Raw genomic sequence first — 16,052 nt, 5'->3', positions numbered from 1 at the left:
TAATGGATAAGTCGGAGTGGCGGCAATTTTTTAAGGAAGTGAAACTGGTCTGGTCCCTAATTAGAGATGAACTCGCCCAATCTGAAAGTCAAGCCCAGGAGGAAAAAGAAGCTAATGAAAAGCCTATATTATCTACCAGTGAGCCAGTCAAGGATCAGAGCCAATCACATGACCAAGTAAAAAGGGTCTATCCAAAGTCTCTTCCAAAGACTAAAGGCAACCGTAAACAGGCTAGGCTGGATAAAGAAAAGCAGGCCTTTAAAGAAAAATTGTTAGAGGCGGTCGCCAAGGAGGAAGATCAAGTTTCTAATGATGCCCCACAAGAAGTTGTTTGGAATAGAGACCTTGATTTTGATTTAATTGCTAAAGATGAACAGGCTTTTAAGGAATACTTAGATCGGGAACTACGGGAGACTTATGCCGACTTGGATGATTATCCCAGCCATACCATCCCCTTTGAGGAGACTCAAGAGGAAGTGGTTAAAGTGAAGCCAAGTCTCTCAAAAACTGACTTGCGTCAAGCCCTTTTAGTCAAAGAAATTATTGATCGCCCTAAGGGGTTGTAAGCCTTTAGAATGCGTCATGATAAGCTGTTTTGAAATAAATTCTAGCTGTAAAGAAAAAATACTTTACAGACTCCTTAGAATTTGCTATAGTATAGCAATGTGAATAAAAGATTGAAAAAATAAAACATAAGGAGGAATTTTATTCATGGCAGTTAAATTACGCTTAAAACGTATGGGTTCAAAACGGAATCCCTTTTACCGTATCGTCGCAGCAGATGCACGTTCACCACGTGACGGACGTATCATCGAAAAGATTGGTACCTATAACCCAACTACCCAACCTGAAGAAGTTGTTTTAGATGAAGAACTTGCTTTAAAATGGTTAGGAAATGGTGCTCAACCTACAGATACTGTTCGTAACATCCTTTCTCGTCAAGGAATTATGCAAAAACATCACGAAGCTAAGCATAATAAATAAAGATAGGTGAATTGCATGCCGGACATTGAAAATTTACTAATGACTATTATTCAACCTTTAGTGTCTTATCCTGAAGACATTCAACTCGAAGTGAGTGATGGGGATGAATTCTTAGAATACCATTTAATGGTACATCCCGATGACGTTGGACGTGTCATTGGTAAGCGCGGACGCGTAGCGAATGCTATTCGCACAATTTTATATAGTGTACGCGTAAAAGGTCATCGTCGGGTTCGGTTAACAATCGATCGCATTGATGACGACCAATAAGATGATTGGTATTAGTAAGATTATCAGTTAAACTAGGATTATATCCTAGTTTTTTTCTTAGTCATTAACCATAGTGTATAAGGAGATACGATGAGTCAAGAATTTTACCGTGTGGGAAAGATTGTTAATACCCAGGGTTTGAAAGGTGAAGTACGGGTGATTGCGACTACCGATTTTCCAGAAAAGCGTTTTCAACCAGGAAGTCAACTAGTCATCTTTGACCATAAGAATATAGAAGCTTGGGTTGAGGTAGTGAGTCACCGTCAACATAAAAATTTCCATATTCTTAGTTTTAAAGGCATGACCTCAATTAATGATGTGGAAGGCTTTAAAGGAATGGAAATAATGGTAGCTGCAAAAGAACGGCACAGCGATGATTTAGCCGAGGGAGAGTTCTTTTATGATCAAATCATTGGCTTAGTGGTCTATGACCTAACGGGCAAGGAGCTTGGAAAGGTGAAAACCATTACCCAATTAGGCCCCAATGATGTCTGGACCATCCAGCGCAATCAGCCGGGCAAGAAGGATGTTCTCATCCCTTATATTGATGATGTAGTTAAAAGCATTGATTTAGATGATAAAAAAATTGTCATAGATGCCCTTGAAGGATTGATTGATGATGAAGGTTAATATTTTAAGTCTATTTCCAGACATGTTTACTGGCCCTATGAACCAGTCCATTATTGGTAAGGCCCAGGAAAAAGGCCTAGTCGATATTGAAGTCACTGACTTTCGCCAATTTGCCAATAATAAGCATGGTCATGTTGATGACTATCCCTTTGGCGGGGGAGCAGGTATGTTACTACAAGTGGAACCAATTTATCGTGCTTTAGAGGCTATTGACCCTCTTTTAGTGAGCGAGGATTTATCTCAGCGGCCGAATAGCCGGGTCATTTTAATGGATCCTGCTGGACAGCGGTTTAACCAGGCCAAGGCGGAAGAACTGGCCCAAGAAGACCAGCTAATCTTTATTTGTGGCCATTATGAAGGCTATGATGAGCGGATTAGAAACTATGTGACTGATGAAATTTCCATTGGCGACTTTGTTTTAACTGGCGGCGAGTTAGGTGCTATGACTGTCATTGATGCTACGGTAAGGTTATTGGATGAAGCGGTAGGTAACAATGAGTCGGTAGAAGTGGAGTCCTTTTCAACAGGCCTATTAGAATACCCCCAGTACACCCGACCCCGGTCTTTTATGGGGATGGATGTTCCTGATGTCCTAGTTAGTGGCGACCATCAAAAAATTGCTGACTGGAAGGGGAAGGAAGCCATTCGCCGCACCTATCTCAGACGTCCGGACCTCTTAGACCGAGCTGAGCTGTCTGACCAAGAGCAGCGATGGTTGTTAGAAGTTCAAGCAGAAAATCCAAAATAAGCCTTTACACAGGTCTTGAATTTTGGTATCATTTTACGAGTGAGGTTATTTCACAAATTTAAACAATATTCCGCTGTCGCTATGGAACATGAATATCTGTTGGAAAAGGAGAATTATCATGAGTCATAACCCAAAATTAATCGATGAAATTGTTTCCGAACAATTACGCAGCGATATTCCTGATTTCCGTCCTGGAGACACCGTTCGTGTACACGCACGTGTTGTTGAAGGTGAACGTGAACGTATCCAAATTTTTGAAGGCGTTGTTTTAGCTCGTAAAGGCCAAGGCATTAGCGAAACCTTCACCGTACGTAAAGTATCAAACGGTGTTGGGGTTGAACGTATCTGGCCTGTACATACTCCTCGAGTAGCTAAAATTGAAGTGATCCGTCAAGGTAAAGTACGTCGTGCGAAACTTTACTACTTACGTGACCGTCACGGAAAAGCAGCCCGTATTGCTGAACGTCGTCGTAAAAAATAAAGTATTTAAAACTGTGTCTTAGGCACAGTTTTTTTAATTGTCTGATAATTAGGAAAAAGGAGGAATAGACCGTGGAAGCTATCTATTTAGAAAACTGTCAGGTAGGCCTAACATTCAAAAGCCGTAGCTATCATTTGTCTGAAGAAGAAGCCATCAATTTTGCTAAAAAGTATGATCCCCAACCTTTCCACTTAGATAAGCAGGCTGCTGAAGACAGCTTCTTTAAGCAACTTTGCGCCAGCGGGTGGTTGGTGACTTCAATTATGATGCGATTAATGGTTGAAAGCATTCCTTTTAAACATGGAGATATTGGTGCCGGAGTGACCCTCAATTGGACTAAACCCGTCTACCCCGGCGACGACCTGCACATCGAAGGCGAAATTACTGATTTTAAACCCTCTAAAAGCAAGTCAGATCGGGGCATTGCCTATGTGTCTGTAAAAGTCATCAACCAAGAAAATGATGTCGTCTTAGAAAATGAATCGAAGGTGGTTGTTTTTTCTAAGGATAAAGATTTTAGTTAATAGGGAGAGTGAGATCACTCTCTTTTTTACCTTTAAAGTCAATTAAAGTCAGTCATATATATTGACTAATTTTGATTAAAGGCTTATACTATAAATGTAGGATGAAAGAGATCCTAATAGTAAGATAATCAAATAACTAAGAAAGGTGATCATTTATGAAAATGTATACAGTAACTGCAGAAGTTAACAGTGATAAATATGGTAAAGGTATCCTAGTTGCAGAACTTAATGAACAAGATTTCATCAAATATGCTAACCTTTCAGACCAAGATAAATTAGCTTTCTTAAAGGATAAAGGCGCTCAATTCCAAGTCGATGTCAATGAATTAGAAGATGATGATGTAGTTTCTTATAAGGTTGAAGAATCTGCAGGCGCTAATCATCCAACTCAAGCTAAAAGTTCAAAACCTCAAGTTAGTCGCAAGATGCGGATGAACATTAATGGTCAAGACACCGGCTGGGTGGATGTTACTGATGAAAACCAAGCTCAATATGATCAATTAATGGATCACTTTAATCAAATGCACCAACGCTTCAATGATGAATTCAGTCGTTTCTTTACCGACTTTAGACCAGGTCATTTCCTTGATTTCGACAGACCTTTCTTAGAAGACAAGAAGGAATCAGATAATGACGATAGTGACAAGAAAAATGACAACGAAAACAAGGAAGAAAGCAAGCAAGATAAATAAGATTAACTAGCTAATGATTTTCTCTTCTTAAAATATGAAAAAGCTATTACGGACTGGGACAAAAATCCCAGTCTTTTTTATGAAAAATAACTCTTATGGCAATGGTCCAAGTTAAAAGGGAAGTTGACTGACTAAGCCTTGAAAAATAGCTGAGGAATTGAAATAATAAGGACAATCAATGAAGAGGTGGTAAAATGAACTACTATGCTTTGAAATATTTTAAAGCGGTGGCTGAGATAGGCAATATGACCAGTGCCGCGGAAGAATTAAATGTATCTCAACCAGCCATTAGCCGGGCTATTAAACAGTTAGAAGAAGATTTAGGAGTCGATCTATTTGTCCGTCAAGGCCGCGGTGTTCATTTGAATCACTATGGGGAAACTTTTCTAACTTACCTCGATCATTCCTTTAGTGCTTTAAACGAAGGAAAGCGGGTGGTTAGGGAAATTTCCGGTTTAGAACATGGTGAAATTATCATTGGCGTTACCCTTCCCCATGTTTTCCCTAATTTATTGAGCGACTTTCTCCACGATTATCCCAAGGTTCGGGTCAAGCAGTATGAAGCAGCGAGTGCCTTGATGCTCGAAAAATTGTTAAAAGATCAACTCGATTTTTGGATAGCTACCCATGAGATTAATCATGACCAAGTCGAGACCCTCCCTATAATCAGTGAAGAAATCTTTGTCACAGTGAGTCAGAAACACCCCTTTGCCCAGGCTAAGCAGGTTTTCTTAAGCGATTTAAAGGCGGAAAAATTTGTTGGTTCGAGTCAGGGTTATAGTTTTCGGGAGTTAACGGATGGTTTCTGTCAACAGGCCGGCTTTACACCTAATTACCAGATCGAATTAGAAGATGCCGCTGCGATCCATAAATTGGTCGAAGCCGGTTATGGCATTTCTTTTACGCCTAAGATTTCTCTCTTATCAAGCCAAGAACAGATTATCCCTCTTAGAGTAGCAGATTTTTCCATCCAGAGGACCGTTAGCCTAGTTTATAAGAAAGGCCATTACTTCTCTCAAGCAGCGCCAGCATTTTTTAATTTTGCTAAAGATTACCAGCGTGACTTTGCCTAAAATGTAATGATAAAGGACACAAAGAAGCCCTCCAAGTAAGTCGATTACTTGGGGGTCTTTTTAGATCTTCTATTTTAAAGAAAAATATCACTAATTGGTTAAAAAATAAAATAAAAGTCGAAATAGTGTATGAATTTTCTGGCAATTAAAAAAGAATGTGTTATTATAAATGAAAGCGATTACATTTATATTTGGAAGGAGTGATTTTCTTGGCACATTATGATTTACTTGTCATTGGTTCTGGACCAGGAGGTTATATCGCTGCGGAAGAGGCCGCTAAGTCGGGCTTAAAAACAGCCGTAGTTGAGAAGGGCCCAGTTGGGGGAACTTGTTTAAATTCAGGCTGCATCCCCATTCAAAGCTACGTTCAAAATGGACGCTGGGCCATGCAAAGTAAGCAACTGGCTAAATATGGTCTCAGTCAAGCAAGTGATTCAGTTGACTTTAAAGCGCTTAAAGAACGCAAGGACCAAGTCGTCCAACAAAATCAACAGGGAATCTTGCAAATTTTTAAAAGTAATGGGATTGATTTTATTGAAGGTGAAGCAGTCTTTGTCAAGGACAAGACTTTTAGGGTCAATGATCAGACCCTTAGCGCTGAAAATGTTCTCTTAGCTACTGGAAGTCGGGTCTTAGATCCGGAGATACCTGGTATTGACCAGGTCGATTACTTGACGCATGAGAGCTTTTTCCAAATGGAAGACTTACCTGACGACTTAGTGGTTGTTGGCGCTAGTGAGCATGGGGTTGAATTTGCCTTTGCCATGGCTGCATTAGGTGTAAAGGTGACTCTTATTGAGGAAAAGGCAACCATTATCCCTAACCAGGTTAAGGAAGTTCAAGACTATGTCAAAAAGCTATTCAAAAAACTTTCGGTAAAAGTGATTGAAGGGGTAGCCATTGATCGGCTTAGTCCTGGGAAAATTCAGCTGAGTGATGGTCAAGACCTTAGTTTTGACCAAGTTCTCCTCATGCTGAGTCGGCGTCCAGATTTAAGTTTGGTAAAAGCTATGGGACTAGAACTAGATAAAAAAGGCACTTATCTAGCTGTCGATGAAAACTATCAATCCAGTTCACCTGGAGTATACGGAGTAGGTGATTTAATCGGGGGCTGGCCCTTTGCCCATGCTGCTAGCCATGAAGGTATCAAGGCAGTCAAGGCTATCCTCGGCCAGGCTGAGTATCCATTAGATTTTAATGCCGTGCCTCGTAAAATGGCAGTTGACGTTGATGTTGAAAGTTTTGGCTTACACGAAGACCAAGCCCAAAAGGCTGGCTATGATGTGATTAGTCATTCAATTCCTTTCATGATGAATGGGGCAGCTGCTGCTCTGAATGAGAGTGAGGGCTTTGTCAATATTATTAGTGAAAGACAATATGGGCAGATCTTAGGGGGCCTGGTAGTTGGTCATGGAGCAAGTGAAATTATGCATATTCTCCTAGCCGTCTATCAATGTGAGGGAACCATTGATGAATTAGCGCAAATGGTCTTCGCCCACCCTACCTTATCAGAAACTATTGGAGATGTCGCTAAAGCATTGGTAAGAAAATATTGATGAGTTAAACAGATACAATAGGAGGAATTCATTATGGTGAAAGCACAAGAACAACAACAAGAGCAAAGAAAAAGCTCCGGACAAGCTCAATTTAAAGAGCGGATGGAAACCGATATTAAAACAGCCTCTGATGTTGAAGTTAAAGCCATGAGCCCAGATAAGGCCAAGGCGATTTATAAAACGATGAACGAAATCCGCGACTTTGAGGATACCGTTCACCGCTTCTTCGCTCAAGGGGAAATTCCTGGTTTCGTTCACTTATATGCTGGTGAAGAAGCGATTGCTAGTGGTGTCTGTGCCCACTTAACTGATGATGACTACATTACCTCTACCCACCGCGGACACGGTCACTGTGTGGCCAAGGGAGGCGACCTTAAAGGGATGATGGCTGAGATCTTTGGTAAAGAGACCGGCCTTGGTAAAGGTAAGGGCGGATCCATGCATATAGCTGACCTCGATAAGGGGATCTTAGGAGCTAATGGTATGGTTGGTGGCGGTTTCGGACTAGCTGTTGGGGCTGCCATGCGTAATAAATACCTCAAAACTGATTCAGTTGCTGTGTGTTTCTTTGGAGATGGGGCTTCTAATGAAGGATTATTCCATGAGTGTTTAAATATGGCAAGTATTTGGCAGCTACCGGTTATTTTTGTCAATGAAAATAACTTCTTTGCGGAATCAACGCCTCAGTGGTATTCTTCGGGCTCGGAAACTATTGCTGAACGGGCGGCAGCCTACAATATGCCAGGGGTCCGTGTCGATGGTAAGGACTTGATGGCTGTTTATGAAGCTGCCGGTGAAGCCATTGACCGGGCCCGTCAAGGTGGTGGACCAAGCTTAATTGAATGTGTGGCCTACCGTAACTATGGTCACTTTGAAGGGGACGAACAAAAATACAAAGCCCTTTCTGGCCCAGAGAAAGAATGGGCTGACCGTGACGCTATTCAAGTCTTTAAAGATTATGCCATTGAACATGGCTTAGCAAGTCAAGAAGAATTAGAAGAAATCGAAGCACAAGCCAAACAAGATATAGAAGAGGCTGTGGAATATGCTAAAGAAAGCCCAATTCCTGCTGCTGAAAATCTATTAACTGATGTTTTCGCTGACTAATCTGAGGATTTAGCTGAGAGAGGAGACTTTAATATGAGTAGAGAAATTGCCTTTATGACCGCAATTAATGAAGCTTTAGACCAAGCCATGGAAAAAGACGATCGTGTGGTTTTATTAGGAGAAGATATTGCGGGTGGACGCGAAGTTGATCATTTAGCTGAAGAAAATGAAGACGCCTGGGGTGGCGTGATGGGAGTCACTAAGGGACTAGGCCCTAAGTACGGTCTTGACCGTGTAATAGATACTCCCTTATCAGAAATGGGCTATATGGCTGCAGCAGTAGGTATGGCCGTGACTGGTCTACGCCCTGTTCCAGAATTAATGTTTAATGATTTCATTGGTTTCTGTTTGGACTCCTTATTGGGTCAAGGCTCCAAAATGCGTTATATGTTTGGTGGTAAGGCACAGATTCCTATGGTAGTTCGGACCATGCATGGGGCTGGGGCCAGTGCAGCTGCCCAACACTCGGGATCTTATTATGGAATTTTTGGATCTATTCCAGGGATCAAAGTCGTTGTTCCTGCGACACCTTATGATGCTAAGGGCTTACTCCTAGCCTCAATTGAAGATAATAATATTGTAGTCTTTTCAGAAGATAAGACCATCTATGGGCAAAAGGGCGAAGTTCCAGAAGAATATTATACCATCCCGATTGGAAAGGCCAATGTTTACCGTCAAGGCGACGACCTAACTATTGTTACTATAGGGAAAATGCTCTTTGTTGCTGAAGAGGTAGCTGACCGCTTGGCTGAGGATGGCATTTCTGTAGAAGTCATTGACTTAAGAACCGTTGCCCCTTGGGACCAAGAAACCGTGATTGAATCGGTGAAGAAAACCGGACGTTTAATTGTAATTGATGAATCCAATCCTCACAATAATACAGCAACCGATATTGCCTCTGTAGTGAGTGATAAGGCCTTTGATTACCTTGACGGACCAATTAAATGTATTTGTGCACCTAATGTACCGGTACCTTTTGCGGTCAACTTGGAACAATTATATTTACCTGATGCAGATAAGGTAATTGAAGAAGCTGCTGAACTTATTGACGACTTAAGAGCATAAGGAGGCGGAAATATATGGCGACAGAAGTTGTAATGCCAACATTAGGACTCACCATGACAGAAGGAACCATTGAACAATGGTATGTTAAAGAAGGCGATGAAGTTTCTTCAGGCGATGTCCTAGCAACGATTAGTTCGGAAAAATTATCTGGTGATGTTGAAGCACCAGAAGCAGGTACTGTGATTAAAATTCTAGCTGATGAAGGTGACGTGTTAAAATGTAAGGCAGCCATGGCTTATATTGGCGAGCCTGGAGAAGAAGTGGAAGTTGGAAGCTCAGACGAAAAATCTAGTGAAGCTGAAGCAGAATCCAGCTCAAGTGAAAAAGAAGTGTCACAAGAGCCAGCCCAGAAAGCTTCAGACAAGAAAGCTCAATCGGGAGCAGTTAAAGGTGAGCGTATCTTTATTACTCCCGTCGCCCGTAAGCTAGCAGCTGAAAAGGGCTATGACATTGAAGATATTCCGGGAACAGGTGGTAATGGCCGGATTACCCGTCGTGATGTTGAACGCTATCAACCTCAAGCTAAGCCTAGTCAAGCAGTCACTAGCCAAGCTGGTGAAGGTTTACCAGGTATGCGTAAGACTATTGCAAAACGGATGGTACAAAGCTTACAAACCACAGCCCAGCTGTCCCTACATCGCAAGGCAGACGTGACTCAATTAAGCAAGCTGCGTCAAGAAATTAAGGCCAAAGCCAATGATGGTGCAGCACTAGGCTGGACCACCTTAATTACCCGAGCAGCTGTGAAGGCTTTAGAAGAAACGCCAGAAATGAATAGCTGGTACCAGGATGGACACTGGGAACAACATGAAGCGGTTCACATTGGTATGGCAACAGCGGTTGCTGATGGCTTAGTGGTTCCTGTTATTAGAGATGCTCAAGGCCTCAGTCTAAGTAAATTAGGCGAAAGGATTAACGAAGTGACTAGCCAGGCCAAGGCTGGTCAACTACCAGCAGATCTCTATTCCGGTTCTACCTTCTCTATTACTAATATGGGAGGGCGAGGAATTGAATACTTCACCCCGGTAATCAATCCACCAGAAGCGGGTATTCTGGGTCTGGGGGCCATTCAAAAGGAATTAGCCTTTGATGATAATGGCAAAGTGGTGGAATTAAGTAAATTCCCATTAAGTTTAACCTTTGACCACCAATTATTGGATGGGGATCCAGCTGGTGCTTTCTTAGACCTAATTGTTTCTTATCTAGAAAATCCTTATAGCTTATTGCTATAAGAAGCATAATGACTATCCGTTGGACCGAGATAGCAGGAGAGGGCTGGGACAGAAGTCGCAGCCTTCTCATTTTTTATAGGTAGGTAAAGGAGGGAAAAAATGGTTAATAGTAAAAAACGTTTGGCTGAAAATATAGAAACGGCCTTAAAACAAGCAGAAAATTTGGCCATTAAGAAAAAACATAAAAACATCGCCATTGCCCATGTCTTTAACTATTTAATCGAAGATCAAAATGGCTTTATCTATCGTTTCTTAAAGTCTCTCAATGTGCCGATGAAGGCCATGCAGGCGGAAATTAATCGCGAGTTGTCACGTATAGGTAGCGACTATGGCAAGAATCTTAACTATGGTCAGCAATTTTCAAAACAACTCGGCGACCTGCTCCAAGGGGCAGAAAACTACCAAGAAAAGCGACACGCTAACGAAATCGCTAGTCAGGACCTCTTATTGGCCCTCTTTGACCTGAAAAACAATGAACTGACCCATTGGTTAAATAATTATGTTAACCGAGCGAGTGCCCATAAAAAATTAGCCGATTATCAAGAAAGGCGGACGGTTGATAGAGATGATGTGAGCTTATCCTTTCCGGCCTTATCCAAGTATGCCCGAAATTTAAATGCCAGCTATCGCGCGGATGAAATGGATCCCATTATTGGAAGGGAAAAAGAATTGGCTGATATGGTGCTCATCCTATCGCGGCGGTCAAAGAATAACCCCCTCCTCATTGGCGAAGCTGGTGTCGGTAAAACGGCCTTAGTCGAAGGCTTAGTCCAGCATATTGAGGAAGACAAGCTGCCTTCAAGTTTAAAGGACACTATTGTTATGGCTTTAGACATTGGAGCCTTGATTGCAGGTGCCAAGTATCGTGGTGATTTTGAAGAACGCCTAAAAGCAGTACTCGATGAAGTGAGAAGCTCACAAGGAAAAATCATTCTCTTTATTGATGAAATTCATACGATTGTGGGAGCTGGAAAGACAGAAGGTGCTATGGACGCTGGAAACTTACTCAAGCCTATGTTAGCTCGAGGTGAAATTCACTGTATTGGGGCGACCACCCACCAGGAGTATCACCAATACTTTGAAAAGGACCGTGCCCTTGACCGCCGTTTTCAACGAATACTCGTTGACCAACCCACTCTTGATGAAAGCCAGGCGATTCTTAGAGGCTTACAAGCCCAACACGAAGACTACCACAAGGTCTTCATTGATGATTCTGCTATTGAAGCTAGTGTTACTATGAGTGACCGCTATATGACTGATCGTTACTTACCGGATAAGGCCATCGATGTCTTAGATATTGCTTGTGCAGAAGTAAGTATGGTTCTTAAAGAAGCGCCTGCTAGTTTATTAGCAGCTAGAGAAGAGCGATATCATATGGAGCTAACTTTAGCCAATGCGCAAACCGCTTCAAACGGACAAGTTGATGAAGAGGATAAACTTCAGCAGGCTCAGGCAAGTGCCCAAAATGAGGAAGCTAGGCTAGAAGAACAATGGCAGGCAGAAAAAGTCTTGCTCAAAGACTGGCAAGGTTACCGTCAAAAATTATTTCAAGCCCATTTAGACTTGGACCAAGCCCAAAAAGCTTTTGATAGTCAAAAGGTGAAGCTGTTAAAAGAGGAAAATATTCCCCAACTTGAAGCTGTGATAGATCAAGTTCAGGCAGATTATCAGGCCATTCTAGAGGGTAGTGATGGTCCCTTATTAGATCCCTGGGTAAGGAAGAATGATGTGGCCAAAGTGATTGCCAGACAAACCGGCATCCCTGTGGCCCAAGTGGCTGAACATGAACGGGAAAAATTAATGCATTTAGCTAGCCGCTTACACCAACGTATTGTTGGTCAAGATCCAGCTGTTCAAGCCGTTAGTCAGGCAGTTATACGGTCTCGTGCCGATGTCCAAGATCCTAACCGACCTATTGGTTCTTTCTTATTCCTTGGGCCTACTGGGGTAGGAAAGACGGAATTAGCTAAAGCCTTAGCTGATCAGTTATTTAATGATGAAGAAAAAATTATCCGTTTAGACATGAGTGAATATATGGAAAAGCACAGTGTTGCGCGTTTAGTAGGGGCGCCCCCTGGCTATGTTGGTTACGAAGAAGGGGGACAATTGACGGAAGCAGTTCGTAGACAACCCTATGCGGTTATTCTTTTAGATGAAATTGAAAAGGCCCACCGGGATGTCTTTAACCTCTTATTACAAATTCTAGATGATGGTCGGCTAACAGATAACCAGGGTCAGGTGATTGATTTCAAAAATACTATTTTGATTATGACCAGTAATTTAGGTTCGGATATTCTGCTTGCGGATATGCTTCAGCATAAAAACAGTGAGATATCGCATGGAGCTCGTCAAGCAGTAACTAAGAAACTCCAAGAACATTTCCGACCTGAATTTTTAAACCGGATTGATGATACGATTCTCTTTTCGGCCCTATCTAAAGAAAATATGGAGGCGATTGTTGAGAAACTCCTAGACCAGTTGAAAGTCCGCTTAAGTCAGCAAGATATCTTCCTAACTTATCAAGAGGACTTAAAGGATTACTTAGCTGACTCTGCTTATGAACCTGAATTTGGGGCGCGGCCTTTAAAACGTTTCATTCGCAAATATTTGGAAACGCCTTTTGCTGAACGCATCATTAGTGGACAAATAAAGGCACATGACCAAGTCGATCTCTTGTATGATACAGATAGTGAGCAAGTGATTTTTAAAGTCGAAGATAATTAAAGGTAAGGAGCTGTGATGTTGATAGCACAGCTCTTTTTTGTCTTGGCAAAGAAAGTTATCTAAAAATATTTGACTAAGTTTGACTAAATATATTGATCAATACTGACCAATATGTTATAATAGTCAATGTAAAGGTTAAAAGATACCTTTAAAATGAATGAATCAAAGGAGCGAAGAGAATGAATAATATGGAAATGACAAGAAGTTTACAAGAAGCTCTTGCAAATGCGCAACAAATTGCGATGACAAGACATCATCAAGAAATCTCGATTCCGCATCTCTTCAAAGCATTAGTACAACCTGGACAATTTGCTTATAATTTTTATCATCAAATGAATATTCCAATGGACGAACTCGATAAGGAACTTGACCGTGAACTGGATAGTATTGCTGTAGTGAACGGCAGCAATGTTCAATACGGACAAGGTATTTCGCGTTCCCTAGCAGAACTATTGCAAACTGCCCAAGAAGAGGCGCAAGAATTCCAAGATGAATACTTGTCAACTGAAATTGTATTACTAAGCATTTTTAAATTAAAGTATCTTGATCTGACCAAGTGGTTAAGTAATTATACAAGCTATGACCAAGTCAAGGACAAGATTAAAGATTTGAGAAAGGGTGATCGCGTGACCTCTCAAAACGCAGAAGAAAATTATGATTCCCTAGAAAAATACGGGAGCGACTTAACCGCGATTGCTAGAGAAGGTAAAATGGATCCTATCATTGGCCGCGATGATGAAATTCGTGATGTTATCCGGATTCTTTCTAGAAAGACCAAGAATAACCCTGTCCTCATTGGGGAACCGGGTGTTGGTAAGACCGCGATTGTAGAAGGCTTGGCTCAAAGAATTGTCAAGGGTGACGTGCCAAGTAACCTGCGTGATAAGACCATCTTTTCCCTCGATATGGGTTCCCTATTAGCTGGAGCCAAGTACAGGGGTGAATTTGAAGAACGTCTAAAAGCGGTGCTTAACGAAATTAAGAAATCAGACGGAGAAATCATCCTCTTTATTGATGAAATCCACACCATTGTGGGTGCGGGCAAGGCTGAAGGAGCTATGGATGCTGGTAACCTCTTAAAACCTATGTTAGCTCGTGGTGAACTACACTGTATTGGGGCGACTACCCTAGATGAATACCGGGAATACATGGAAACTGATAAGGCTTTAGAGCGTCGTTTCCAAAAGGTTCTCGTTAATGAGCCAACTGTCGAAGATACTATCTCGATCTTACGTGGTTTGAGAGAAAGTTTTGAAAACCACCACCACGTTAAAATCCATGACCAAGCCTTAGTTACCGCAGCTGAATTATCTGACCGTTATATCACTGATCGTTACCTCCCTGACAAGGCTATTGACTTAGTTGATGAGGCTAGTGCTGAAATACGGGTAGAAATGAATTCCATGCCAACGGAACTCGACCAACAACGGCGCCGTCAATTACAATTAGAAATTGAAGAAGAAGCCTTAAAAGAGGAAGATGATCCCGCTTCTAAGGAACGCTTAGAAGAATTGCAAAAAGAATTAGCTGAAGTCCGTGAAAAGACTAACCAACTGACCTTGGAATGGGAAGATGAAAAAGCCTCCCTCAGTCATATCCAAGATAAACGCCAAGAAATTGACGATGCTAAACGGCAACTTGAAATCGCGCAAAATAATTATGACTTAGAAAAGGCTGCCCAATTGCAACATGGGACTCTACCTAAGTTGGCTAAAGAATTAGCAGATATGGAAGAAAAATACGAAGCTGAAGCCAGCGGTAAACCGAGCCTGGTCCAAGAATCGGTAACCGAGGAGCAAATTGAAGAAGTGGTCTCTCGCCAAACCGGTATTCCAGTCACTAAGCTAGCCCAAAATGAACGGGAAAAATTACTTGACCTGGCTGACCGCTTACATGTACGGGTCATCGGCCAAGACCAAGCCGTTAACAGCGTAACGGATACGGTTCTTCGTTCCCGGGCAGGCATCCAAGATCCTAACCGGCCACTAGGTTCCTTCCTTTTCTTAGGACCAACCGGGGTAGGTAAGACGGAACTGGCTAAGGCTTTAGCTGAACAAGTCTTTGACTCTGAAGATAACATGATCCGTATCGATATGAGTGAATACATGGAGAAAGCCAATGTGTCGCGTTTAGTAGGGGCTTCACCTGGTTACATCGGTTATGAAGAAGGGGGACAATTAACTGAAGCAGTCCGCCGTCATCCTTATTCTGTTGTCCTCCTGGATGAAATTGAAAAGGCCCATAGTGATGTGTACAACATTCTCCTCCAAATCCTTGATGATGGTCGTTTGACAGATGGCCAAGGCCGGACAGTGGACTTTAAGAATACCATCATTATCATGACCAGTAACATCGGATCTGACTTACTCTTAGAAGATGCTAAAGATGGGAATACTTCAGAAATATCTACTGAGGCTCGAGACAAGGTTAAAGAACGTCTCTATGGCTATTTCAAACCTGAATTTCTTAACCGGATTGACGATATTATCCTCTTTACGCCATTGTCACAAGACAATATGCATGGGATTGTTGCCAAGATGCTGGCCGGACTCAATAAACGTCTCAAAGACCAACACATTCAATTGCACTTTAGTGATGAATTAATTGATTGGATTGCTGAGACGGCCTATGAACCTGAATTTGGTGCTCGGCCACTCCGTCGCTTTATCACCAATGAAGTGGAAACGCCATTGGCTCGCGCTATTATCGCCGGAGATGTCGCTGCAGGCCAAGAGGTTGAAGTGGACTATGACAAGGCTCAAGACCGGGCCAGTTTTGAAAAAATCAAAGAAGCTTAAGTAAATGAATAGCAATTAATATAAGGAAGTATGTAAGGGGCTGTGACCAGAGTCGCAGCCCCTTTTATTAACGACTAGCTAGTAAAGACAATTTTCTTTTTCACTGGCCTAGTCCTAGTTAAATGCTGAAATCTTTGCTAAAATAGTCTTGTTCATTATTTTTCTTAG

15 protein-coding genes are annotated in these 16,052 nt (G+C 41.9%); all 15 read left to right on the top strand.

Translation table 11 applies throughout. The annotated features are described in order from the left end of the window. Nucleotides 1-2: 2 nt before the first annotated feature. The 15 genes from HMPREF9243_RS07235 (at nt 3) to clpB (ending at nt 15,884) form a co-directional block, all read left to right on the top strand. The gene (locus HMPREF9243_RS07235; RefSeq protein WP_013669725.1) at nt 3-566 is read left to right on the top strand and encodes a hypothetical protein; all 564 of its coding nucleotides are present in this window, start codon (nt 3-5) and stop codon (nt 564-566) included. 145 nt (nt 567-711) lie between these two features. Beyond that, nucleotides 712-984, top strand: a complete 273-nt coding sequence (rpsP, locus tag HMPREF9243_RS07230; protein WP_013668726.1) for a 30S ribosomal protein S16 — start codon at nt 712-714, stop codon at nt 982-984. A 15-nt stretch (nt 985-999) separates the two neighbouring features. Then, nucleotides 1,000-1,254 carry a KH domain-containing protein gene (locus HMPREF9243_RS07225; RefSeq protein ID WP_013669406.1) on the top strand — a complete coding sequence of 85 codons (255 nt, stop codon included), beginning with the start codon at nt 1,000-1,002 and terminating at the stop codon, nt 1,252-1,254. A 90-nt stretch (nt 1,255-1,344) separates the two neighbouring features. Then, nucleotides 1,345-1,884 carry a ribosome maturation factor RimM gene (gene rimM / locus HMPREF9243_RS07220; protein WP_013669404.1) on the top strand — a complete coding sequence of 180 codons (540 nt, stop codon included), beginning with the start codon at nt 1,345-1,347 and terminating at the stop codon, nt 1,882-1,884. After that, complete coding sequence (gene trmD, locus HMPREF9243_RS07215) at nt 1,874-2,632, top strand: tRNA (guanosine(37)-N1)-methyltransferase TrmD (RefSeq protein WP_013669952.1); 759 nt, start codon at nt 1,874-1,876, stop codon at nt 2,630-2,632. The genes rimM and trmD overlap by 11 nt, the downstream gene beginning before the upstream one ends. 118 nt (nt 2,633-2,750) lie before the next feature. Then, on the top strand, nt 2,751-3,113 hold the full coding sequence (gene rplS / locus HMPREF9243_RS07210) for a 50S ribosomal protein L19 (RefSeq protein ID WP_013669011.1): 363 nt from the start codon (nt 2,751-2,753) through the stop codon (nt 3,111-3,113). A gap of 71 nt (nt 3,114-3,184) precedes the next feature. Beyond that, nucleotides 3,185-3,637 carry a MaoC family dehydratase gene (locus HMPREF9243_RS07205; RefSeq protein WP_013669747.1) on the top strand — a complete coding sequence of 151 codons (453 nt, stop codon included), beginning with the start codon at nt 3,185-3,187 and terminating at the stop codon, nt 3,635-3,637. A 155-nt stretch (nt 3,638-3,792) separates the two neighbouring features. Further along, nucleotides 3,793-4,329, top strand: a complete 537-nt coding sequence (locus HMPREF9243_RS07200; RefSeq protein WP_013669796.1) for a hypothetical protein — start codon at nt 3,793-3,795, stop codon at nt 4,327-4,329. Between the two features lie 194 nt (nt 4,330-4,523). After that, on the top strand, nt 4,524-5,402 hold the full coding sequence (locus HMPREF9243_RS07195) for a LysR family transcriptional regulator (RefSeq protein WP_013668859.1): 879 nt from the start codon (nt 4,524-4,526) through the stop codon (nt 5,400-5,402). A 209-nt stretch (nt 5,403-5,611) separates the two neighbouring features. After that, a complete protein-coding gene (locus HMPREF9243_RS07190; protein ID WP_013669603.1) occupies nt 5,612-6,958 on the top strand; it encodes an NAD(P)/FAD-dependent oxidoreductase in 1,347 nt (448 codons plus the stop codon). A gap of 102 nt (nt 6,959-7,060) precedes the next feature. Beyond that, on the top strand, nt 7,061-8,065 hold the full coding sequence (locus HMPREF9243_RS07185; RefSeq protein ID WP_231286977.1) for a thiamine pyrophosphate-dependent dehydrogenase E1 component subunit alpha: 1,005 nt from the start codon (nt 7,061-7,063) through the stop codon (nt 8,063-8,065). A gap of 33 nt (nt 8,066-8,098) precedes the next feature. Beyond that, nucleotides 8,099-9,130, top strand: a complete 1,032-nt coding sequence (locus HMPREF9243_RS07180; RefSeq protein WP_013668574.1) for an alpha-ketoacid dehydrogenase subunit beta — start codon at nt 8,099-8,101, stop codon at nt 9,128-9,130. A 14-nt stretch (nt 9,131-9,144) separates the two neighbouring features. Then, nucleotides 9,145-10,362: a dihydrolipoamide acetyltransferase family protein gene (locus HMPREF9243_RS07175; protein ID WP_013669337.1), complete on the top strand. Its 1,218-nt coding sequence runs from the start codon at nt 9,145-9,147 to the stop codon at nt 10,360-10,362. A 99-nt stretch (nt 10,363-10,461) separates the two neighbouring features. Further along, entirely contained in the window at nt 10,462-13,086 is a 2,625-nt protein-coding gene (locus HMPREF9243_RS07170) for an ATP-dependent Clp protease ATP-binding subunit (protein WP_013670113.1), read from the top strand. A gap of 179 nt (nt 13,087-13,265) precedes the next feature. Then, nucleotides 13,266-15,884, top strand: a complete 2,619-nt coding sequence (gene clpB, locus HMPREF9243_RS07165) for an ATP-dependent chaperone ClpB (RefSeq protein ID WP_013669177.1) — start codon at nt 13,266-13,268, stop codon at nt 15,882-15,884. The last annotated feature ends 168 nt before the right edge of the window (nt 15,885-16,052 follow it).

Origin of the sequence: Aerococcus sp. Group 1, assembly GCF_000193205.1 — a bacterium.
Taxonomy (GTDB): domain Bacteria; phylum Bacillota; class Bacilli; order Lactobacillales; family Aerococcaceae; genus Aerococcus; species Aerococcus urinae_A.
This window is presented reverse-complemented; position numbering and strand designations above follow the sequence as displayed.